Source organism: Tissierellales bacterium, assembly GCA_025210965.1.
GTDB lineage: Bacteria > Bacillota > Clostridia > Tissierellales > JAOAQY01 > JAOAQY01.
The window spans coordinates 18,548-40,321 of record JAOAQY010000073.1 but is presented as its reverse complement, the minus strand read 5'-3'; the positions used below and the strand labels follow the sequence as shown (position 1 = coordinate 40,321).

Here is a 21,774-nt window from a genome sequence, read left to right as displayed (position 1 = left end):
GGACACCTACCTTACCTTATAATGAGATATATTTTCTGAATCAATTAAAACATCATCGTATAGTTTTACAGTCTTAAACGTTTTGTCATCTTTTTTGAAATAGTTTTCTTTTACAACCACATTTACTTCATTCTCTTTTATTATACTTATTGGTTTGAACGTGTAAGTTTGATCAATATTTTCAACATATACACCTATTTTCTCCTCATGAGTTGAAAGAGCTGTTTTAGGAATCAACAATCCCTGCTCATGATCTATAATTACTTTGAAATCTACCCATCTCCGACTCAAAAAATATTCTGCATTTTCTTTAAAACTCATTAGAATTCGAACTTTATCATCAAATTCACTTTTATTAGCTACAATACCCTTTATAATCATACCTTCATCAAGTATCAACTCACGCTTTGTTTTTAACTCAAAATATTTTTCATCTTCTTTCTTTATATCGAACACAATATAGTAAACATAATTATCTACAATTCGACCTACAACATCACCACTTTGAACAATTGGAGATTCACTTCGATCTATCATCTCACTTATAGGTATTAGTTTCATAGTTTGAAAATTTTCCAATGTATAATAGCCTTCCATCTGATCTGTAAAACTAGTAAACATTCCCGCTTGCATTGCATAATTTGATGAAGCTTTTACGTTAACTCTACTCATTTCATTGGATTTTTTTCTATCGTCATAGCGTGAACTTATTATTGCATTCTTCATTGTTTTTATCTTCTGAGTATCAATTTCTTCTGAATTTCTTATCATTTGAGCTATTGAAAGTGCTTCTACATCATATTGTGCAGACTTCTCTTGATTACCTGACACATTACTTACACCAATATCTAAAACTTTTTTCCCTTTTCTGACTCTATCACCTGTTTTATAATGATAATTCGCAGCACCTAACCCACTGCTTTTTAATACATTCTCATTAAAAATCAGTGCCCCTTCATAATCCAAGGTATCTTCCAATATCCCATAGCGAATAGTTCTAGTCACATCATAACGATTAAACAAATTATACGTTTTCAATCCCAATATAATAATTCCTATAATTAAAAGCAATGATATTTTTAATTTTTTTTTCATACACCATCCCTCTTTAATTCCAATATCTACGTACAATTTTATCATATTAGAGCAAAAACGCCTACTCTACTTTTAATATTTTATAACAATTCTAAATATGAAAAAACAAAGGAGGCATTGCCCCCTTCGTTACCAGCCAAAACTCTCTGATTCCTTCATGTGTTCCAATTCATCTTTTTTGTCACGCATCATCAACCTGATAACTGCATGCTTAGGATCTAAATTCTCATATAATACTTCGTAAATGTTCTCACATATAGGCATTTCAACTTCATATTTTTTCATAAGTTCATGCACAGATTTGGCAGTCTTTACACCTTCAACTACCATACCAATAGATTCAACAGCTTCTTCTAAATTCATTCCCTTGCCAATTTTCACACCAGCGCTTCGGTTTCTACTGTGTTTACTCGTACAAGTAACTATTAAATCTCCTATGCCTGATAAACCAGTAAATGTCATTCTATTTGCTCCCATTTTTTCGCCTAAGCGTGCAATTTCTGTTATACCTCTGTTCATAAGTGCCGCCAGTGAATTGTCACCATATCCAAGTCCATCAGCTATCCCTGCCCCTAAGGCAATAACATTTTTAAGAGCTCCTCCAAGTTCAACTCCCATTAAATCAGTATTAGTATAAACTCTAAATTTTGGAGTCATAAATATATCTTGTATCTTCTCAGCAATACTTTCATTCTCACAAGCCGCTACTATAGTTGTCGGCATATCTTTTGAAACTTCTTCTGCATGTGTCGGCCCTGAAAGTGCAACAAACTCATTTTCTGGAAAATATTCTTCCACAATCTCTGATATTCGCTTTAAACTGCTTATCTCAATCCCTTTTGCAACATTTACAAAAATTTGATTGCTGACAATTTTGCCATTTAATTCTGTACATAAATTTCTAACTGCATGCGTTGGAACCGCTAGCACAAGTATTTCTGAACCTTCAACAGCCTTCTCTAGATTCTCTGTTATATTCACATCCTCCGGAATTATAACTCCAGCAAGATAATCAACATTTTCTCTAGCTGTTTTCATTAAATCTGCTTTATCTTTATTTCTAACCCAAAGATTGACTTCTATGCCTTTTTTCGCTAGCAATATAGCTAATGCAGTTCCCCAGCTTCCGCCACCAAGAATTCCAATCTTATTATTCATGTCAAATGCCTCCAGTTATTTTTTAGATTTAAGCTTGTTTTCATTTCCATTTCTAAGTCTCTCTATATTCTTTCTATGTTGGTATATACCCATTATAGCCAGCATCGCACATAGAGAAAACAAATCTCCGTCAAATGGTCTATTAAATATAAGCGCACATATTGGTAATAACGTAACTATAGTAATCGATCCCAATGATACATATCTAGTAATATAGATTACAGCTACACCAGCTAGACATGAAATCAGAAAATAAAGTGGCTGAATCGCAATCATAACTCCTATTGTCGTTGCTATTCCCTTTCCACCTCTAAAACCGAGTAATATAGGCCAATTATGACCAATCACTACAAACAAACCCGCTAAATAAGCTCCATCCATTCCAAATAACCTTTTGCCTATCCAAACCGCTAAAACACCCTTGACTATATCTAATATAAATGTTACAATCGCTATTTTCTTGCCAAATACACGAAGTGCATTAGTAGAACCCGCATTTTTGCTACCCTTTTCTCTAATATCCTCTCCCTTAAATATCTTACCTAAAAGATACGATGGAGAAAAATTACCTAAAAAATACGCCGCAATAACAACCATTAGAATTTTCGTCACTATTATCCCCTCTTTTCTCTAATTTCAAAAGTTATAGGTGTTCCTTCAAATACAAATGTTTTTCTAATTTGGTTCTCTAAATATCTTAAATAAGAAAAATGCATAAGTTCCTTATCATTAACAAAAATGACAAACTTCGGTGGTTTTGCTGTTGCTTGTGTAGCATAGAAAATCTTTAATCTCTTACCTTTATCTGATGGTGGTTGATTCATCAATATAGCATCACCAATAACATCATTGAGTACTCCAGTAGCTACTCTATTCGAATAATTGCCATGAACTAATTTCATAAGTTCTATAACTTTCTGAACTCTTTGTCCTGTCATAGCCGAAATTAAAACTATAGGTGCATACTGCATAAATGGGAATTTATTTCTAACCATTTCTTCATACTCTTTATATGTCTTATGATCTTTTTCTATTATATCCCACTTATTTACTAAAAATATTGCAGCTTTACCATTGTCATGAGCATAACCTGCTATTTTAGTATCCTGCTCTGTAGGTCCTTTTTCTGCATCAATGACAATCAAGCAAACATCAGCTCTTTCTATTGCCGTAAGAGAACGAATTGCGCTATATTTCTCAACATTTTCATTGATTTTTTTTCTTTTTCTAAGACCAGCTGTATCAATTAGGACATAGTTCTGATCTTCATAAGTAAATGGAGTATCTATCGCATCTCTTGTCGTTCCCGGAATATCACTAACTATAACACGATTCTCTCCTAACATTTTATTTATAAGTGATGATTTACCAGCATTAGGCTGTCCAACAACTGCAACTTTAATTACAGAATCATCATAATCTGTATCTTTATCTTCAGGAAAATATTTAATAACTTCATCAAGCATGTCACCAATACCATACCCTCTACCAGCTGAAATAATCAACGGTTCGCCTAACCCTAATTCATAAAAGTCATAAATAGAATCTGGTGTTTCGTGTGTATCTACCTTATTACAAACTAATAGTACTTGCTTGCCTGATTTATAAAGCATTTCTGCAACTTCTCTATCTGTTGAAGTCAGTCCTGCTGAACCATCAACCATAAAAAGAATTACATCTGCTGTATCGATTGCCATTTCAGCTTGCATTCTCATTTGAGAAAGAATTACATCTGCTGTATTAGGCTCTATACCTCCTGTATCGATTAAAGTAAAATATTTACTTAACCATTCTGCCTCTGCATAAATTCTATCTCTGGTAACTCCTGGTTTATCCTCTACTATAGCTATTCTCTTTCCTGCTAATCTATTAAATAATGTTGATTTACCAACATTCGGTCGTCCAACAACCGCAACAACGGGTCTTGCCAAATTAATCACACCTTTCTTCTAAGCTCTTTCTAAAACTCTTCAACTATAATGTCTACCAAATTTTCTGCATCATTTTCTGCAACAATTACTTTCATACTAAGTCTTTCTTCTAAATCGCTGAGATCCAAATCATCTAAAAATACCGTATCATTTGCTTTTAGCATTGCTCTAGGAATTATTATAGCATCTCTTTTGGGCCACTTTAAAACCTCTTCTATAATATCTCCCCCAGTTAAAAGCCCTGCAACAGTAATCGTTTCGCCAAAAAATTTATTTTTGACTGAGATTACATCAAGTTCAACTTTTATCTTGTCTTTTATACGATTAATCATATCCTTTATAAATCCCTTGGCTAATGTACCTGTAACCATATAAAAACTCTTCGAAATGTTCAAACCATGCTCTACATTATTCAGACCTTCATCAAGTGTTGTTATAAAATTTCTAAGCATTCCAACTCCATTTTCAATTTGTGGAAAACCTTCATAATCTTCTTCTGGTAAAATCTCACGTTCACCAACCACATAAAATTCGTCAGAAAGAAACGCAAATTTAGTTCCAAGCTTTTCTAAAAACTCTTCTTGTTTTTTATCCATCAACTCAAAAACTTCCAAAGTCTTTTCCTTATCAAAGATCTCTAATTTAGGTAGATGTTCTCTATGTTTAGTTATTCCCACTGGAACTATAGCTACACTAACAACCCAAGGATGGAACTTTGCCAAATCGTCAAGTGTCCTCTCTAAATGTTCACCATCATTTACTCCAGGAATCAACACTATTTGACATTTCATTTCTATTCTAGCTTCATGTAATTTTTTCATACGCTCATACAATAATGCTGCATTAGGGTTAGTAAGCATTTTCACCCTTAAATCTGGTTCTGTAGCATGTACTGAAACATTTATTGGGCTAATTCTGTATCTAACAATTCTATCTAAATCTTCATCGCTCATATTAGTCAATGTTATGAAATTACCCTGTAGAAATGAAAGCCTTGAATCATCATCTTTAAAATACAATGTTTCTCTCATTCCCTTTGGCAATTGATCAATAAAACAGAACATGCACTTATTCCGACAGCTTTTAGCTTTATCTATAAGTGGATTTGTAAAGAACATACCTATTCTCTCATCATATTCTTTCTCTATCTCCAATTCCCAAATCTCTCCATTAGGTTTTTCAATAACCATTTCAATATACTCATCTGTAATCAAGTACTTATACTCAATTATATCTGCTACTGGCTGACCATTAATAGATACAAGCACATCACCTATTTCAATTCCTAATTCTTCTGCTATACTATCTGTTTCTACTTCACTAATAAAATTTCTACTTTTACAATACGAATTTAATTCCATTTTTACACCTTTCTAATTTTAGGTATTCCTAAAAACTGTCCGCTTCTATTATACCACATTCAAACCTCATTATTTTAATATAAATTTGCTGTAATTGCAACTACATAACTCATAATTCGTAAAAAAGACTTGTAAAAACTTCTTTTAGCTGTATAATAGGGAAAGTAAATATTCTACTAAAAGGATGTGATTTCATGAAATCAGAAGAAAAAATTAAATCATTAATGTTACTATTAATATACACTGGTCGCCTCATGCTAAAATCTGGTGCTGAAACATACAGAGTCGAAGACACCATGAAAAGAATGGCAATGAGTCGCAACATTGAACAATTTGATTCTTTTGTCACTCCCACAGGCCTCTTTATATCTGCATCTTATAAAAATGATTCTTTTTCTTACATTCGTAGAATAAAAAAGTTATCAATAGATCTTCAAAAAGTTTCTGAAATAAATGAATTTTCAAGACTTTTTGTATCCTCAAATATGAGCATTAAAGATGGGTTTAAAACTATTAAAAAAATTGAAACTGGACTGTACTATCCTAAATATCTTCAAAGAATTGGAGGTGGACTTGGAAGTGCTGGTTTTGCAATACTATTTGGTGGAAATTATATTGACTTTTTCCCAGCATTTTGCGCTGGCTTTATACTGCTTACATTTAGCCACCTTACTCAAAAAAATAATATATCTATATTAGTAAACAATATTCTCGGCGGAATGGTAGTTACAATAATAACTCTTATTTTCCACTTTTTTTATTCTGATTTCAACATAGCAGCAATAATAAGTGGATCAATAATGCCTTTAGCTCCAGGAGTCGCAATAACAAATGCTATAAGAGATTTTATATATGGAGATTATTTAGCTGGAGTTTCTAGAGCCATCGAAGCTATAATAATTGCAATTGGAATAGCCTTTGGTGTAGGTATCATTCTTAATTTATCTCAATTTATAGGAGGGCTAATACAATGACATTTATAAATCAGTTTTCATTTGCATTCATATCTACGCTTGGCTTTACAATCATATTTAATATTCCACGAAAGCAAATGGTCGCTGCAAGCCTCTTAGGTTCAATAGGCTGGTGCGTATATTATTTTTATAAATTATCCTCTTCGCCTATAATAGCTGCTTTTTGGGGCGCATTAATAGTCGGTTTCATTGGAGAAGTTTTTGCTAGAATAAGAAAACAACCAGCAACGCTTTTTATAATACCTGGAATAATTCCTTTAGTTCCAGGTGCTGGCATGTACTACACTATGTATCATTTAGTACAAAATGACCTCTCAAAATCTGCACAATTTGGTATAGAAACTCTAATGATTGCACTATCAATAGCCATCGGAATAATCCTAGCAACATCTGTTAGCAAAGCATTTCCTCGCAGGTAGTGCTTTTAGAATACTATCTATAAATATACTAAATAAAAGCGTCTATATAGACGCTTTTATTTAGTATATTTAATCATAATATCAACTAACTTTTCTAATTCTCCATCCAGATTTTCATCTATATTATCAAATTTTTTGTGAAGACAATCCTTCATATGAGATTCTAGTATTATTCCTCCGACTTTGTTTATCGCAGATTTTACAGCAGCTACTTGTATAAGTATATCTCCGCAATACTTCCCTTCATCAACCATTCGCTGTATTCCTTTTACTTGACCTTCAATTTTTCTAAGTCTCTTAATTATAGCCTCATCTTTTTTGCATTTTTCTATATTCTCCATAATCAATCTCCCTTACTTATTTTCTTTTTCTATCAAGCGTTTAACTCTCATTTGGTCCTCTATTTTAAACCTATTATCTAATATTTTCAAAACCCCGCCTGATAAAAACATCATTATAAAACCAATTACCATAGCATTTGTCTCATAATCTTTTACTATTGACACTATACCATTAATTCCAAGCACTATTCCTACAATAAGAGCTACTAGAGGTATACCATATACCATATATGCTTGTCTCATAAATTTTTTTGTCTCTGTTTCAAGCAATACTATATCTCCAACTTTAGCACCAATGTTATTAGCTAGGTCTATTTCTAAACTATTAGATTTGCAACTGCCACTGCAGTCTGCACAACTTTCACCTCATTGTGTCATTCGTATGATGTGTACTTTCATATTTCCACCATCTACATTTGTAACTAAAGCTCTCTCTTCCATCTTTATCCCTCACTCTCTAAAATTCCTTTTACAACTTCTGATGCTATTACAAGTCCTGCTGCCCCTGGCACAAATGACATCGTCCCATTAATCTGCTTAAATGGAGATTCATTTTTTTCTAGTTGCTCTGGTTTTATTGGCTGCTCTTCAGAATAAACAACTTTCAATTTCTTGATTCCTCTATTTTTTAATTCTCTTCTCATAACTTTTGCCAAAGGGCACATTTTTGTTTTTTTTATATCCGCCACTTTTAAATCTAACGGATTAAACTTATTTGCAGTACCCATACTCGATATAATTGGTATCTTTCTTTTCTCACAAACTTCTGCCAAAAGAATCTTTGATGAAATCATATCTATAGCATCTACCACGTAGTCCCAATCAAATTCAAAAAAATGTTTCCAATTTTGTGCTTCGATTTTTTCATTATAAACAACTACTTTACAATCTGGATTTATATATTTTATTCTCTCTTTAAATAAATCTACCTTACTTTTCCCTATGGTTTGATCATTAGCTATTATTTGTCTGTTTATATTTGTAACATCTACAATATCGTAATCTACTAGATGCAATTCGCCTATCCCAGCTCTCGAAAGAGCTTCTACCACATATCCACCTACTCCACCTACTCCAAATACTATTATCTTAGCACCATTAAGCCTTTCGATACCTTTTTTCCCAACTAACATCTCTGTTCTAGTAAACCTTTGCTTCATAAATCATCCTCCATTACCCCACGTGGGTATGTTTTCTCTATCAATCATATCATAATAAAAAGCAAGGGACAAGCCCTTGCTCAAATCAAATACTACTTCTCTTCTTTTTCTAAATCCAATTTTATACTCAATTCTTTGAGCTGCGCTTCAGTAACCCCTGTTGGAGCCTCTGTAAGTAAGCTAGTAGCAGCTTGAGTCTTTGGAAATGCAACAACGTCTCTTATATTATCACTATCTGTAAGAAGCATAACCAATCTATCAAATCCATATGCTAAACCACCATGTGGTGGTACTCCATATTTAAACGCCTCCATCAAGAAACCAAATTTAGCCCACGCCTCTTCTTTAGTAAATCCTAAAGCAGTAAACATTCTCTCTTGTAATTCTGAGTTGTTTATACGGATACTTCCTCCACCAATTTCATCTCCATTTATTACGATATCATAAGCCTTAGCTCTAACTTTCTCTGGCTCGGTTTCTAAAAGATCAATATCCTCATCCATTGGGTGAGTAAATGGATGATGCTTAGCTACATATCTATCTTCTTCTTCATCATATTCAAATAATGGGAACTCTGTTATCCACAAGAATTCAAAAGCATTTGGATCAATAACATTCATCTTTTTAGCTATTTCCTGTCTTAAATGTCCTAAAGAATCAAATGTAACACTATCTTTATCTGCAACGATGAATATCATATCTCCAGCTTTAGCTTCCATTGATTCTAATACTGATTTCACTTCTTCTTCGCCAAGAAATTTAGCAATTGGAGAATCTATTCCCTCTTCTGTAACTTTTATCCAAGCTAGTCCTTTTGCTCCGTACGTTTTTACAAATTTCTCTAATTTAGAGATTTGTTTTTTACTAAAAGCATCCGCTCCATCATCTATTTTTATAGCTCTAACACTTCCGCCTTCTGCTATAGTATTTTTGAATACACCAAATCCAGATTCTTTAAGGTTTTCTGATAAATTCCTAAGTTCATATCCAAATCTCAAATCTGGTTTATCTGAACCAAATCTTTCCATCGCTTCTTTATAAGGCATACGCTTTATTGGAAGCTCAATTTCAACACCCTTAAGTTCCTTAAACACTCTGTACAATAGACCTTCATTTACATTTATTACATCATCAATGTCTACAAACGAAAGTTCCATGTCGACTTGCGTAAATTCAGGTTGTCTATTAGCTCTAAGGTCTTCATCTCTAAAGCATTTTACTATTTGGAAATATCTATCCATTCCAGATACCATAAGCAATTGCTTCATAAGCTGTGGTGATTGAGGTAAAGCGTAGAATTTACCAGGATTCACACGACTTGGAACTAAATAGTCACGTGCACCCTCTGGTGTTGGTTTATTAAGCATTGGTGTTTCTACTTCGATAAAGCAGTTTTCATCCAAATAGTTTCTAATAAGGTTTGACGCTCTATGTCTCATCTTAAGCTTATCTTGCATCTCTGATTTTCTAAGATCTAAATATCTATACTCTAATCTCTTTTGTTCAGATACTTCATCATTGTTTTTAATGTAAATTGGAGGAGTTTGTGCTGTATCTAAAACTCTAAGCTCACTCGCATATATTTCAATTTTACCAGTTGGCATTTCAAGATTAACAGATTGTCTAGCTTTTACAGTACCCCTAACAGCTATAACAAATTCGCCTCTTAAGCCCTCTGCTTTATCAAAAGCCTCTTTAGATATATCCGTATCGAATACAATCTGTGAAATACCAGTTGTATCTCTAAGATCTACGAATATCAAGCCACCTAATGTTCTTCTTTTTTGAACCCATCCCATAAGGATGACTTCTTCACTTATATTTTCTTCTCTAAGAAGACCACATTTGTGAGTTCTTCTCCAGTTTCCCATTTTCTCTGTCATTTTACTTTCCTCCTAATATTGCTTCAACAGCTTCATAAATATTATTTATTTCAACTTCACTTTGCTCACTTTTTTGCATATCTTTAAGCATTACAACACCGCTCTCAAGTTCCTGGTCTCCAAGTGTCAAATTCACCTTGCTACCCATTTTATTTGAATATTTAAATTGAGCTTTGGCACTTCTTGCCAAATGATCAAGTTCTGCTGCATATCCCATTTTTCTAAGCTTATAAACTATTTCAAAACCTTTTTTTCTTGCATTTTCACCAAGTGTTACAACAAATACATCAACAGTTTCTTCATTTGGAATCTCAATATCTAAATTATCCAATGTTAGAAGTAGTCTCTCCATTCCCATTCCAAAACCAATTCCCGGAACTTCAGGACCACCAATTTCTTTAACTAATTTATCATATCGACCACCGCCACAAACAGTTCCTTGTGATCCAATATCTTTACTTATAAATTCGAATGCCGTTTTAGTGTAGTAATCAAGACCTCTAACAATTTTAGGATTCACTACAAATGGTATTCCAATACTTTCTAGGTACATTTTTACCTGTCCAAAATGTTCCTCACAATCTTCACACAAATAGTCAAGCATAAGTGGTACATCTGTCAATTCAGCTTGGCAAGATTCTACTTTACAATCTATGATTCTCATAGGATTTGTTTCAAATCTTTCTTTACATGTTCCACAAAGGTTTTCTAATTTTGATTTCAAAAATTCTTTTAATTTCTCGTGATATATAGCCCTACACTTAGGACATCCTATACTATTTATATTTAATTCTATATTTTCAAGTCCTAACTTTTCAAACAATCTATGAGCAATAGATATAACCTCAGCATCTATCGTTGGATCTTGTGCTCCAAATGCCTCTACTCCAAATTGATGAAATTCTCTCATTCTACCCGCCTGTGGTCTTTCATATCTAAAGCAAGGTGTAAGATAATAAACTTTAGTTGGTTGTGGGCCTGCACTTAATTTTCTCTCTACATAAGCTCTAACAACTGGTGCAGTTCCTTCTGGCTTAAGTGTTATACTTCTTCCTTTTTTATCCTCAAAAGTATACATTTCTTTTTGAACAACATCCGTAGTCTCTCCTACTCCTCTTTTAAAAAGTTCTGTATGTTCAAATGTAGGTGTTCTAAGCTCTTTATAACCAAACTCTCTACAAACTTCTCTGATAAGCTCTTCTAAATAATGCCACTTATACGCATCATTAGGCAAAACATCTTGTGTTCCTTTTGGCGCGATTAATTTCATAAATAGCCGCCTCCTTCTTTCTAAAAATTTTTTGATCTAGAATCCAAAACTCTGTGGTAACAAAAAAAACCTCGTCTCTACAATTAAATAATTTAATTGCAGGGACGAGAGTTTCTCCCGTGGTACCACCCTTTTTAGATCAAAGATCCTACTCATTCGCTCCTTAACGCGGATTTACGTGTGATATATTTATTCTATCACCTGCTCCTAAGTGTCCTTCATCTCAAGTTGCCTTTGACCTTTCACCGACGTCAAATCGCTGTACACAAACTTCAAGACTACTATTCTTATTCTCTGCATTTCATATATAAATTGTATTATAAATCAGTTTTAATTATTTGTCAAGATTTCTATTTTCTTCTCTAACATCTCCTCAAATCGCTCCAAATAAGGCACTATATCTCGAAAATTTGGAACAGATTTGAATTTGTTTTTTTCACTTTCAAATATCTTAGAAACTCCTCCAACTCCAAAAGAATATATCGGATGAACCTCTTCCATCATCAATATATTATAAATTCCCATTTTGTGCTCCTTAGCATAGCCAATATTCGCTAAATTTCCACTGATATGTTGCTGTCTATAAAGATAATACGAGCTATACCCTTCTCTACTCAGCAAGTCTAAACTTTCTTCTACGAGCTTCTCTATCGTTTTAGACTCCATAAAACTATATTTACTTATAAAATGTTTCAGCTCCGCAGCTCTTTTTATAGCTAACGAATGTATCGTAACATTTTCTGGCGAGAGCTCTATAATCTTTTCTAAAGTAATTCTATAACTCTCTGCATCCTCATCTGGCAATCCTAATATCAAATCCATATTTATATCAAAATCATATTTTCTAGCTAAATTATAAGCATACACTATAGACTTCGCAGAATGAGTGCGTCCCATTTTCTTTAGAATTTCGTCATTAAAAGTCTGAGGATTTATACTCAACCTAGTTACTCCATATTTTTTTAGCATCATTAACAATTCTTCATCTATAGTATCCGGTCTTCCAGCTTCATATGTAAACTCTATCACATTTGACAAATTCACATTATTCTCTATAGCCTCTAGCATTTGCTTAATTGATTTTCTAGTTATAGAAGAGGGGGTGCCTCCGCCTATATAAACTGTATGAATAGGTTCTTTTATATACTTTGAAAATCTTTCAATTTCATCGCACAATGCATCTATATATTCGTTCTCCAGATGTTTCCATTTACTATATACATGAGTCGGAAAAGAGCAATAAACACATTTGCTAGGACAAAATGGTATACTAATATACAAACTCGCCTTCCCTTTAGAATCATTTATAATCTTTAATTCTCTATTAGCTATATCTGATATGAGTTCCGCATTTTCTATAGACACTAAAAATTTTTGACAAAGTTCATCTATTACACGATCATCTGCCCAGTTTTCGCGTTTCATTTTGTGAACTAATTTTACTGGTCTAACTCCAGTCAATATTCCCCAAGGTGATATTCTGCCATAGTATTTTGTTATATGCTCATAGCATAATTTCTTTACATAAAAATTAATACTGCTTCTTTCTTTCAAAATTATTTCAGAAAATTGTTTGCTAATATTCAATGTTTTGATATATTTTTGTTCTCCAATAGTTAGCGTAACACTTATATTTTTATTGTCTATATCGATATCCAAACGCTCATTAAATTTTTCCATTTCCTTTAAATCTTCGACCAATACATACTCATCATCAGTAAAAAGAGCTCTAATGAGCTCTGATAAAGAATCTTTATAAATTTTTTGAATAAATACACCTAGTTTCATAGTTATCCCTCAAATTTAACATATCTATTTTGTTCTTTCTCATCTTTAACATTAGTTTTCGGACCATGTCCAGGATAAATCACTACATCCTCTTCTAAACTGTAAATTTTATTTTTTATTGAATTTTCAAGTTTTTCTAAATTTCCAGCATAAAGATCAGTTCTTCCAACAGATCTAAAAAATAAAGTATCGCCAACAAATAAGTCCTTTTCTATTAAAAATGAACTACTTCCCTCAGTATGTCCTGGAGTATGAATTATCTTAACTCTTCGACCTGCAAATTCAAGATTTGTTTTTTCATTAAAGTAAACATTTGCATCATAAGTTATTTCACCCAAATGAAGCATTATAGAGAGGTTTTTCTCTGCACTTTCCATTAATTCCCTATCATCTTCATGAACCCAAACAGGTACATCTAACGCTTCTGCTAATCCTTTAACTCCACCAATATGATCACCATGCCCGTGTGTCAACAATATTTTTTGAACTTTTAGATTTCTGTTATTTACAAATTCTTCAATCGTCTCAGGATTACCACCTGGATCCACAACTAATGATTCTAACGTCTCATCATCATAAATTATATAGCAATTTGCCATCATAAGTCCTACTTTTAATGCTTGTATCTGTATCATATTTCCCACCCTTGTCTTTTCTACTAATTTTATCTAAAATATTTTTTTACTATCTAAAAGCAATGTAACTGGACCATCATTTACAAAATCTACCTTCATATGTGCACCAAACTTACCTGTTTCAACCTCTAAATCATATTGCGTTTCTAACTTAGTTTTAAGTGCCTCAAATGTAGGATTTGCCTTTTCTGGTCTAGCTGCACCCATAAAATTTGGTCGTCTACCCTTTCTACAATCACCCATCAATGTAAATTGTGAAACTAAAAGTATTTTACCACCAACATCTTTAACAGATAAATTCATCTTATCATTTTCATCTTCAAAAATCCTCAAATTAGCGATTTTATCTGCCATAAATTCCAAATCAACCTGCTCATCATCCGGCTCTACTCCTACTAAAACCATCAAACCATGATCTATAGCTCCAACAATTTCACCTTCAACGTAAACTTTAGCTTCCTTTGCTCTCTGAACCACACTTCTCATACTACTCACCTCTTTATGATATGACTCTATATACATCTATTACTTCTTTTAATGCCTTTATTTTCTTCATTAAAGTATTTAATTGATCTATGCCCTTTATTTCTATAGTTATATTTATGAACGTAGTCTTGTCCTTATTTGTACGTGCATTTAAAGATGACACATATAAATTAGCCTCTGAAATCATTTTTGTAACTTCATATAGTAAACCTCTTTCATCAAGTGCTTTTATTTGAATCTCCGCACCGAAAGAAATCTCTTCAACTTGATCCCACTCTACTTCTATGAAACGACCTTGTTCTGAAACATGCTTTATATTAGGACAATCTTTCCTATGAACAGAAACTCCTCTACCTTTAGTAATATATCCTACAATCTCATCGCCTGGAACTGGGTTGCAACATTTCGCAAACTTAACCTTTATATTGTCGACACCTCTTACCAGTATTCCCTGATCATTCTTCCTTCTTTCATCAGGCTTTGTTGGTCCTTTTTCTAGTTTCTCTAAAAGTGTTGCTTCTGCTTCTTTTTGTCCATATTTTTCTTCATAAAAATCTTTAATCTTTGCCATAACTTGGTTAAGTGTCATACTACCATAACCTAGTGAATTGTACAACGCTTCTACATCCGGCATTTTATTCTTCTCAACAATTTTTTCAAGCCAATCTTCTTTCACTGCTTCTGGAATTTTATATTCAAGCCTCTTAATCTCTTTTTCTATCATACTTTTGCCCTTTATGATATTTTGATCTCTATCCGCTCTCTTGAAAAATTGATTAATTTTATTTTTAGCTTGATTACTCTTAACTATTTTAAGCCAGTCACGACTTGGCCCATGTGATTTAGGTGAAGTGAGCACCTCTATAATATTTCCATTTTTGAGTTTGTATTCAATTGGAACTATTTTCCCATCAACCTTTGCACCTACACAAGCATTCCCAACAGCAGTATGCACTCTATATGCAAAATCCAATGGAGTAGAACCTTGTGGCAAATTAATAACATCTCCTTTAGGCGTAAATACAAAAACCTCATCTTGATACAAATCTATCTTCAATGATTCCATAAACTCTTTAGGATCTTTTGTCTCTTTTTGCCATTCTAACATTTGCATAATCCAATTAAGCTTTTGGTCCATCTTTTCAGGTTCTTGAACACCTTCTTTATACATCCAATGTGCCGCTATACCATATTCTGCAGTTCTATGCATATCTTTTGTACGAATTTGAATTTCAAATGTGCCGCCATTTGGACCTATAACAGTAGTATGAAGTGATTGGTACATATTAGCCTTTGGTGTAGCTATATAATCTTTAAATCTCCTAGGAAGAGGTTTCCAAAGCGTATGAACAATACCTAGAACTCCATAACAATCTTTAACAGAATCTACAATAACACGTATCGCTATTAAATCAAAAATCTGATCAAAGTCTTTATTTTTGTACACCATTTTCTTATATATACTATAGAAATGTTTTGGTCGTCCATAAATTTCATTTTCTATTCCCATTTGATCTAATTTTTCTTTAAGAGCCTCACTAACTTCATTAATGTATTTCTCACGTTCTTGCCTCTTCATTGAAACTTTCTCTACTAAATTATAATATCCATCTGGATCTAAAAATCTAAGCGAAAGATCCTCTAATTCCCACTTTATCTTAAAAATACCTAATCTATTAGCAATGGGAGCATATATTTCTACTACCTCTAATGCTTTTTCTCTTTTTTTAGCTTCTGACATATACTCTAGCGTTCTCATGTTGTGAACCCGGTCTGCCAATTTAATAATTATTACTCTGATATCTTTAGACATAGCTATTACCATTTTACGCATATTCTCAGCTAGTCTTTCTTCTTTAGAATGATACGTCATTTTTGTTAATTTGGTAACACCCTCAACTAAATATGCTATTTCTTCACCAAATTCATCTGCTATATCTTCTTTTGTTATTTCGGTATCCTCTACAACATCGTGTAACAATGCACTTGCTATAGTAGCTATGTCCATTTTTAATTCAGCTAATATTAGTGCCACATTATAGGGATGCATAAAAAATTCTTCACCAGAATTTCTAAGTTGACCATCATGTGATTTTTTCGCAAGATCATAAGCTCTTACTATGATTTCAAAATCACCTTCTGGATTATATTCTTCTATTTTTTCAATCAAATAATCTACTGATAGATATTCGCTTGCCATATTTTCACCCACTTGTATTTAAGACATATTATAATTGCCGCGTTTTTGTAATTATCTATAAATTCTATATATACGAGTATAACAGTTTTCAAAAAAAAATGCACTAAAAAGTGCATTTTATCTTTGTCTTAGTAAATCCAATTAATAATTTTTTACTCTCCATCATAATGAACTAAAGAATAAATTGGATATTTAGCGAACTTTTCTCTTGCCTTAAGAAAATCAAGTTCTATCATGAAACAAAGTGCAACAACTTCTCCACCCAAAGATTCAATCATATTTACAACGGCTTCAACAGTTCCTCCTGTCGCAAGCAAGTCATCTGCTATAACTACTCTAGCACCCTCGTAAATCGCGTCTTTGTGCATCTCAAGCACATCTGTTCCATATTCTAAATCATATTCAAATTTAACCGTCTCTGCCGGTAATTTACCAGGTTTTCTAACTGGAATAAATCCAGTTTCAGTTGCATAAGCTAAAGGTGCTCCTACTAAAAAACCTCTCGCTTCTGGTCCAACAACTAGATCAAACTCGATATTGTCTTTTTCAAGATTATTCTTGATATCATCTATACAAAATTTCCACGCTTGTCCATCTTTTAAAACCGTAGTGATATCTTTAAAACCAATACCCTCTTTCGGAAAATCTTGTACATTTCTAATTTTCGATCGTAAATCCATTTTTTTCCCCCTGACCTAAACTACCCAAGTTTTAAGCTCTTGCCGATTTAGATTTAAATTTCTTTGTAAGCATATACCATACTGGACTTGCTATAAATATTGAAGAATATGTTCCAACTGCAACCCCTACAATAAGTGGCAATGCGAAATCTTGAATAGCCTCAACACCAAAGATATATAAACATAATATAGTAATAAGAGTAGTTGCCGATGTATTAATAGAACGAACTATAGTCTGAGCTATACTCTTATTAACTAATTCTTCCTGAGCATTTCTTTTAAAGTATTTTCTGTTCTCTCTAATTCTATCAAATACAACAATAGTATCATTTATAGAATAACCAACTATTGTAAGTATCGCTGCAACAAATGAGCTTGTAATTGGAATTTGAAGTACTGCATAAACTGCAAGTGCAACTAAAACGTCATGTACTAGTGCTACAACCGCAGCTACACCAAATTTAAACTCAAATCTAACAGTTATATACAATAACATGCAAAGTGTTGCTATGAATATAGAAATATAAGCTGATTGTCTAATTTCATCACCAATACTTGGCTTGAATTTTTGAGACTGAATCAAATTATCAGCTTCATTTAAGTCGTACTTAGCAGCAAACTTTTCAAAAAAAGCTAAACGCTCTTTATTGTCTAAGTCTTTTGTAGTTTTTATTATTACTTCATGGTTTCCATCACCAGCATGAATAATGTCTGTCTTAGCATCTAATTCATCTGTAATCATTCTCAATTCATTAACTGGAACCTCTTTACCAAAGTCAATTTGAACCAATGTACCACCCGTAAAGTCTATACCTTGATTCAACCCTTTAACTCCCATAGTAACAAGGCCTATGAGGATGATCGCTAATGATATTGCAAAAAATATTTTTCTACTTTTAATAATATTCATTACGCTACCTCCTTAACCTTAACACCAAATAGTGATTTGTTTTTTGCTATAGCTTTACTTGATCCTACTAGTAATTTAAGTAAGTATCTAGTAATAAATACAGCTGTAATAAGTGATGCTATCAAACCAATTATAAGTGTAACAGCAAAACCTTTTATTGGACCTGTACCAAATGCATACAATACAATACCTGCAATAAGAGTTGTAATATTAGCATCCATTACTGTAGTAAGTGCTCGTTTAAATCCTGATTCAACCGAACTTCTAACCGATTTACCTAATCTGATTTCTTCTTTAATTCTCTCAAATATTACTACATTGGCGTCAACGGCCATACCTATAGAAAGAATTATACCTGCAATACCTGGAAGTGTAAGTGTTGCACCAATTAAGTTCATAGTTCCGAACAATAATAAAATGTATATAACCAAACTAATATCGGCAACAAATCCTGGTAATCTATAGAACACAATCATAAATGCAAATACAATAGCAAGTCCTATCATAGCTGCAAAAATACTCTTATCTAATGATTCTAAACCAAGTGTTGGTCCAATTACAGAAGATTGTACTTCTTCAAGTTCAACTGGAAGTGCTCCACCACGAATAAGCATAGCAAGTTCAGTTGCACTCTCATATGTGAAACTTCCTTGAATAACAGATTGACCATCAGTTATTATAAGTCCTGGAGTCAATGCTGGTGCACTTATTATTTCACCATCTAGTACAATATATATCGTTCTTGCTTGACGACTTGGTAGTTTTGACAACTCAACAGTTGCATCTTCAAAACGCTTTGCTCCTTCTTCATCAAAAGAAAGTGCAACAACATCTTCACGAGCTCCTGTAACCTTATCCTCTTGCTTTTGTGGTTTTGAATCCTTAACATTTGCACCTGTAACTATAACTTTACCATTTTCTAGTAAATACTTTGTAGTATCTTCAGGTTTCGTATCTTCTGGGAATCCTTCTTTCAAACTAATAAATTGTAGTTCAGCAGTTTTACCAATGATATCAATCGCTTTATTGACATCATCTACACCTGGAAGTTCAACACGAATTCGCTTATCTCCCTCAATAGTAGTGTTTGTCTCTCCAACACCCATACCATTGATACGCTGATCTATTATAGATTTTGCGTCAGCCATTTTTTCTGCTAATTCCGTTCCTGTTAAATCTGTTTTTGCCTCTAGTACTACGAAAACTCCACCTTCTAAGTCAAGTCCAAGTTTCACCTGATCTCTAAGTGGTGAAATTGTGTATTCGCCAATTTTAGCACCATTAACTGCTACAAATGCTGCAGAGCAAACTAACGCTAAAATGATGACAAATACCATAAGATTTTTCTTGCTCATCTTTGTTTCCCCCTCGTTTTATTCATCACATAACTAGTATTATACCAAATTTTTATAAATATTAAAATATAATAAATGGTATTATTTCCTAAATGTCATATTTTTTATTATTTGACGCTTTTTCCAGCGTGCTTTTCTGAAAAATCAACATACTCTTTTGCATTTTCTCTTATATGCTTTTTTTCTTCTTCTGTTAACTCTCTAATTACTTTTGCTGGAGATCCCAGTGCTAGTGAGCCACTTGGAATTACTTTTCCAGGTGGAACTAAACTTCCTGCACCAAGTAACACATCGCTTTCGATTATAGCTCCATCGAGAACTATAGCTCCCATACCAATGAGTGAATTATCCTTAATCTCACACCCATGTAAAATAACATTATGACCTATAGTAACTCCATTTCCAATCTTAACTGGATTACCTGCTGAAGTATGAAGTGTTGAGTTATCCTGTACATTGCTTCTCTCTCCAACATAAATTGGCTCCAAATCTCCTCTTAAAACCGTATGATACCAAATAGAACTCTTTGACTTCAGTACTACTTTTCCAATAACATCTGCTGATTCTGAAATATAAGCATCTTCATCTACTTCTGGATTATATCCTTCGTAAGATTTAATCATCTTATTATTCATCTCCTTCTAAATTAGCTGCTACAGAAAGTGCACACTCTATACGCTTTTTCTCCATTTCACATCCTACTTTATAAGGCTTCGTAACATCTCCATTCGCATGGAACGCATTTGCCATACATCCACCACTACAGTAAAATTTAGCCCAGCAATCAGAACACTCTGGTTTTGAATAAACATTTACCTTGCTAAAATCTTCTACTAGCTCTGTTTTTACGACTCCTGTTTCAACATCTCCAAGCTTGAAATCTGGATTATCTACAAATTGATGACATGGATAAAGATCTCCTTTAGGAGTAACTGCTAAATAACTCGAACCAGCTCCACATCCTGTTATTTTTCTTATAACACAAGGCCCTTGATTTAAATCGGCTACGAAATGATAAAATGTAAAATTAGGATTTTCTTTTTTCATATCAATATACATAGCAGATAATTTTTCGTATTCATTCAATACTGTATCCAAATCTTCTTCACGAATAGCATAATCCATCTTAGGATCAGTAACAACTGGTTCTAATGATGTAATATCAAAACCTAAATCTTTGTAATGTTTAACATCTTCAGCGAAATCTAAATTATATCTAGTAAATGTTCCACGAATAAAGTACTCTCTTTGACCACGTTTCTCTATTAATCTTTGGAATTTAGGAACTATAGTGTCATAGCTACCTTTTCCATTTGGAGTAGGTCTCATCTTATCATTTACTTCTTTTCTACCATCTAATGATAGTACCACATTGTGCATATTCTCGTTTATAAAATCAATTTTTTCTTCATCAAGAAGTACACCATTTGTAGTTATAGTAAATCTAAAATTCTTATTGTGTTCTTTTTCTAATTCTCTACCATATGCAACTAATTTCTTTACAACATCCCAGTTCATAAGTGGTTCTCCGCCAAAGAAATCGACATCTAGATTTCTTCTTCCCTTAGATGCTCTAACTATAAAATCTAAAGCTTTTTTACCTACTTCAAGAGGCATAAGCTCTGAACAACCCTTATAGTCCCCTTGTGATGCAAAGCAATAATTACATCTTAAATTACAATCATGTGCTACATGAAGGCAAAGCGCCTTTACTGTTTGATTCATAGTTTGATTCGCATATTTTCCATAAATATCATCAGCGTTTAACATTCCTTGTTCTTCTAACTCTTTAAGTTCACCAAATATTTCCTTGATAGATTCTTTTTCATTTGGATATTTTTCGCTCAAAGTTTTGATTGCCTCATCATGAGGTAATTTTTCGCTTAAAGACAATGCTTCATACGTCAAATCATCAACCACATGTACCGAACCACTATTTATATCTAATGCCATTTTTTTGCCATTCATTTCATACAAGTGTAGTGCCATTTTGTATCCTCCTACTTCTTCTACTATGTGTTTATATTTATGTACCTCTTTCATATTTCTAATAGATTCCTAAAATCTATCAAAAGGCATAAAATAAGGCAGGCTTTCACCTGCCATTTCAAATTAAACTCTTAAATTT

The 21,774-nt window shown here is 33.0% G+C and carries 20 protein-coding genes, 1 pseudogene and 1 other annotated feature; of the genes and pseudogenes, 2 read left to right on the top strand and 19 right to left on the bottom strand.

The window, feature by feature from the left end; translation table 11 throughout:
- Window positions 1-6: 6 nt before the first annotated feature.
- The 5 genes from N4A40_05550 to N4A40_05530 form a co-directional block, all read right to left on the bottom strand.
- Window positions 7-1,095 (bottom strand): hypothetical protein, encoded by a 1,089-nt coding sequence (locus N4A40_05550; GenBank protein MCT4661309.1) that lies wholly within the window; start codon window positions 1,093-1,095, stop codon window positions 7-9.
- Between the two features lie 129 nt (window positions 1,096-1,224).
- On the bottom strand, window positions 1,225-2,253 hold the full coding sequence (locus N4A40_05545; protein MCT4661308.1) for an NAD(P)H-dependent glycerol-3-phosphate dehydrogenase: 1,029 nt from the start codon (window positions 2,251-2,253) through the stop codon (window positions 1,225-1,227).
- Between the two features lie 15 nt (window positions 2,254-2,268).
- Entirely contained in the window at window positions 2,269-2,865 is a 597-nt protein-coding gene (gene plsY / locus N4A40_05540; protein MCT4661307.1) for a glycerol-3-phosphate 1-O-acyltransferase PlsY, read from the bottom strand.
- A 2-nt stretch (window positions 2,866-2,867) separates the two neighbouring features.
- The gene (gene der, locus N4A40_05535; protein MCT4661306.1) at window positions 2,868-4,184 is read right to left on the bottom strand and encodes a ribosome biogenesis GTPase Der; all 1,317 of its coding nucleotides are present in this window, start codon (window positions 4,182-4,184) and stop codon (window positions 2,868-2,870) included.
- Between the two features lie 29 nt (window positions 4,185-4,213).
- Window positions 4,214-5,545, bottom strand: a complete 1,332-nt coding sequence (locus tag N4A40_05530; GenBank protein MCT4661305.1) for a DUF512 domain-containing protein — start codon at window positions 5,543-5,545, stop codon at window positions 4,214-4,216.
- 194 nt (window positions 5,546-5,739) lie between these two features.
- Here N4A40_05530 and N4A40_05525 point away from each other — a divergent pair, with 194 nt between their 5' ends.
- Together N4A40_05525 and N4A40_05520 are read left to right on the top strand one after the other, a co-directional pair.
- Window positions 5,740-6,519 (top strand): threonine/serine exporter family protein, encoded by a 780-nt coding sequence (locus tag N4A40_05525; protein ID MCT4661304.1) that lies wholly within the window; start codon window positions 5,740-5,742, stop codon window positions 6,517-6,519.
- Window positions 6,516-6,938, top strand: coding sequence for a threonine/serine exporter family protein (locus tag N4A40_05520; protein MCT4661303.1), 423 nt, complete (start codon window positions 6,516-6,518; stop codon window positions 6,936-6,938). Before N4A40_05525 ends, N4A40_05520 begins: the two co-directional genes overlap by 4 nt.
- Before the next feature lie 56 nt (window positions 6,939-6,994).
- Here N4A40_05520 and N4A40_05515 read toward each other — a convergent pair whose 3' ends face one another.
- The 14 genes and pseudogenes from N4A40_05515 to scfB form a co-directional block, all read right to left on the bottom strand.
- Window positions 6,995-7,279 carry a metal-sensitive transcriptional regulator gene (locus tag N4A40_05515; protein MCT4661302.1) on the bottom strand — a complete coding sequence of 95 codons (285 nt, stop codon included), beginning with the start codon at window positions 7,277-7,279 and terminating at the stop codon, window positions 6,995-6,997.
- Window positions 7,280-7,291: 12 nt separating this feature from the next.
- A pseudogene (locus N4A40_05510) lies at window positions 7,292-7,627 on the bottom strand (SoxR reducing system RseC family protein).
- Between the two features lie 95 nt (window positions 7,628-7,722).
- Window positions 7,723-8,439, bottom strand: a complete 717-nt coding sequence (locus tag N4A40_05505; protein MCT4661301.1) for a tRNA threonylcarbamoyladenosine dehydratase — start codon at window positions 8,437-8,439, stop codon at window positions 7,723-7,725.
- A 92-nt stretch (window positions 8,440-8,531) separates the two neighbouring features.
- Window positions 8,532-10,322, bottom strand: a complete 1,791-nt coding sequence (gene aspS, locus N4A40_05500; protein ID MCT4661300.1) for an aspartate--tRNA ligase — start codon at window positions 10,320-10,322, stop codon at window positions 8,532-8,534.
- 1 nt (window position 10,323) lies between these two features.
- Complete coding sequence (gene hisS / locus N4A40_05495) at window positions 10,324-11,592, bottom strand: histidine--tRNA ligase (GenBank protein MCT4661299.1); 1,269 nt, start codon at window positions 11,590-11,592, stop codon at window positions 10,324-10,326.
- A 97-nt stretch (window positions 11,593-11,689) separates the two neighbouring features.
- Window positions 11,690-11,896, bottom strand: a binding site (T-box leader).
- Window positions 11,897-11,922: 26 nt separating this feature from the next.
- Window positions 11,923-13,380, bottom strand: a complete 1,458-nt coding sequence (hemZ, locus tag N4A40_05490) for a coproporphyrinogen dehydrogenase HemZ (GenBank protein ID MCT4661298.1) — start codon at window positions 13,378-13,380, stop codon at window positions 11,923-11,925.
- A gap of 2 nt (window positions 13,381-13,382) precedes the next feature.
- Window positions 13,383-14,015 carry an MBL fold metallo-hydrolase gene (locus tag N4A40_05485; protein MCT4661297.1) on the bottom strand — a complete coding sequence of 211 codons (633 nt, stop codon included), beginning with the start codon at window positions 14,013-14,015 and terminating at the stop codon, window positions 13,383-13,385.
- A 33-nt stretch (window positions 14,016-14,048) separates the two neighbouring features.
- Entirely contained in the window at window positions 14,049-14,501 is a 453-nt protein-coding gene (dtd, locus tag N4A40_05480; protein MCT4661296.1) for a D-aminoacyl-tRNA deacylase, read from the bottom strand.
- Window positions 14,502-14,514: 13 nt separating this feature from the next.
- Window positions 14,515-16,701, bottom strand: coding sequence for a bifunctional (p)ppGpp synthetase/guanosine-3',5'-bis(diphosphate) 3'-pyrophosphohydrolase (locus N4A40_05475; protein MCT4661295.1), 2,187 nt, complete (start codon window positions 16,699-16,701; stop codon window positions 14,515-14,517).
- Between the two features lie 152 nt (window positions 16,702-16,853).
- Window positions 16,854-17,381 carry an adenine phosphoribosyltransferase gene (locus N4A40_05470; protein ID MCT4661294.1) on the bottom strand — a complete coding sequence of 176 codons (528 nt, stop codon included), beginning with the start codon at window positions 17,379-17,381 and terminating at the stop codon, window positions 16,854-16,856.
- A 31-nt stretch (window positions 17,382-17,412) separates the two neighbouring features.
- Window positions 17,413-18,291 (bottom strand): protein translocase subunit SecF, encoded by an 879-nt coding sequence (gene secF, locus N4A40_05465; GenBank protein ID MCT4661293.1) that lies wholly within the window; start codon window positions 18,289-18,291, stop codon window positions 17,413-17,415.
- Window positions 18,291-19,646 (bottom strand): protein translocase subunit SecD, encoded by a 1,356-nt coding sequence (secD, locus tag N4A40_05460; GenBank protein ID MCT4661292.1) that lies wholly within the window; start codon window positions 19,644-19,646, stop codon window positions 18,291-18,293. Before secD ends, secF begins: the two co-directional genes overlap by 1 nt.
- A gap of 107 nt (window positions 19,647-19,753) precedes the next feature.
- Complete coding sequence (locus N4A40_05455) at window positions 19,754-20,269, bottom strand: gamma carbonic anhydrase family protein (protein ID MCT4661291.1); 516 nt, start codon at window positions 20,267-20,269, stop codon at window positions 19,754-19,756.
- Between the two features lie 4 nt (window positions 20,270-20,273).
- Window positions 20,274-21,635 (bottom strand): thioether cross-link-forming SCIFF peptide maturase, encoded by a 1,362-nt coding sequence (gene scfB / locus N4A40_05450; protein ID MCT4661290.1) that lies wholly within the window; start codon window positions 21,633-21,635, stop codon window positions 20,274-20,276.
- Window positions 21,636-21,774: the final 139 nt, after the last annotated feature.

Excerpts from the sequence above, each read along its gene's own strand:
- N4A40_05550 (MCT4661309.1), bottom strand. The coding sequence starts at position 1,095 with ATGAAAAAAAAATTAAAAATATCATTGCTTTTAATTATAGGAATTATT.
- N4A40_05545 (MCT4661308.1), bottom strand. The coding sequence starts at position 2,253 with ATGAATAATAAGATTGGAATTCTTGGTGGCGGAAGCTGGGGAACTGCA.
- N4A40_05530 (MCT4661305.1), bottom strand. The coding sequence starts at position 5,545 with ATGGAATTAAATTCGTATTGTAAAAGTAGAAATTTTATTAGTGAAGTA.
- N4A40_05525 (MCT4661304.1), top strand. The coding sequence starts at position 5,740 with ATGAAATCAGAAGAAAAAATTAAATCATTAATGTTACTATTAATATAC.
- N4A40_05520 (MCT4661303.1), top strand. The coding sequence starts at position 6,516 with ATGACATTTATAAATCAGTTTTCATTTGCATTCATATCTACGCTTGGC.
- N4A40_05515 (MCT4661302.1), bottom strand. The coding sequence starts at position 7,279 with ATGGAGAATATAGAAAAATGCAAAAAAGATGAGGCTATAATTAAGAGA.
- N4A40_05505 (MCT4661301.1), bottom strand. The coding sequence starts at position 8,439 with ATGAAGCAAAGGTTTACTAGAACAGAGATGTTAGTTGGGAAAAAAGGT.
- aspS (MCT4661300.1), bottom strand. The coding sequence starts at position 10,322 with ATGACAGAGAAAATGGGAAACTGGAGAAGAACTCACAAATGTGGTCTT.
- hisS (MCT4661299.1), bottom strand. The coding sequence starts at position 11,592 with ATGAAATTAATCGCGCCAAAAGGAACACAAGATGTTTTGCCTAATGAT.
- hemZ (MCT4661298.1), bottom strand. The coding sequence starts at position 13,380 with ATGAAACTAGGTGTATTTATTCAAAAAATTTATAAAGATTCTTTATCA.
- N4A40_05485 (MCT4661297.1), bottom strand. The coding sequence starts at position 14,015 with ATGATACAGATACAAGCATTAAAAGTAGGACTTATGATGGCAAATTGC.
- dtd (MCT4661296.1), bottom strand. The coding sequence starts at position 14,501 with ATGAGAAGTGTGGTTCAGAGAGCAAAGGAAGCTAAAGTTTACGTTGAA.
- N4A40_05475 (MCT4661295.1), bottom strand. The coding sequence starts at position 16,701 with ATGGCAAGCGAATATCTATCAGTAGATTATTTGATTGAAAAAATAGAA.
- N4A40_05470 (MCT4661294.1), bottom strand. The coding sequence starts at position 17,381 with ATGGATTTACGATCGAAAATTAGAAATGTACAAGATTTTCCGAAAGAG.
- secF (MCT4661293.1), bottom strand. The coding sequence starts at position 18,291 with ATGAATATTATTAAAAGTAGAAAAATATTTTTTGCAATATCATTAGCG.
- secD (MCT4661292.1), bottom strand. The coding sequence starts at position 19,646 with ATGAGCAAGAAAAATCTTATGGTATTTGTCATCATTTTAGCGTTAGTT.
- N4A40_05455 (MCT4661291.1), bottom strand. The coding sequence starts at position 20,269 with ATGATTAAATCTTACGAAGGATATAATCCAGAAGTAGATGAAGATGCT.
- scfB (MCT4661290.1), bottom strand. The coding sequence starts at position 21,635 with ATGGCACTACACTTGTATGAAATGAATGGCAAAAAAATGGCATTAGAT.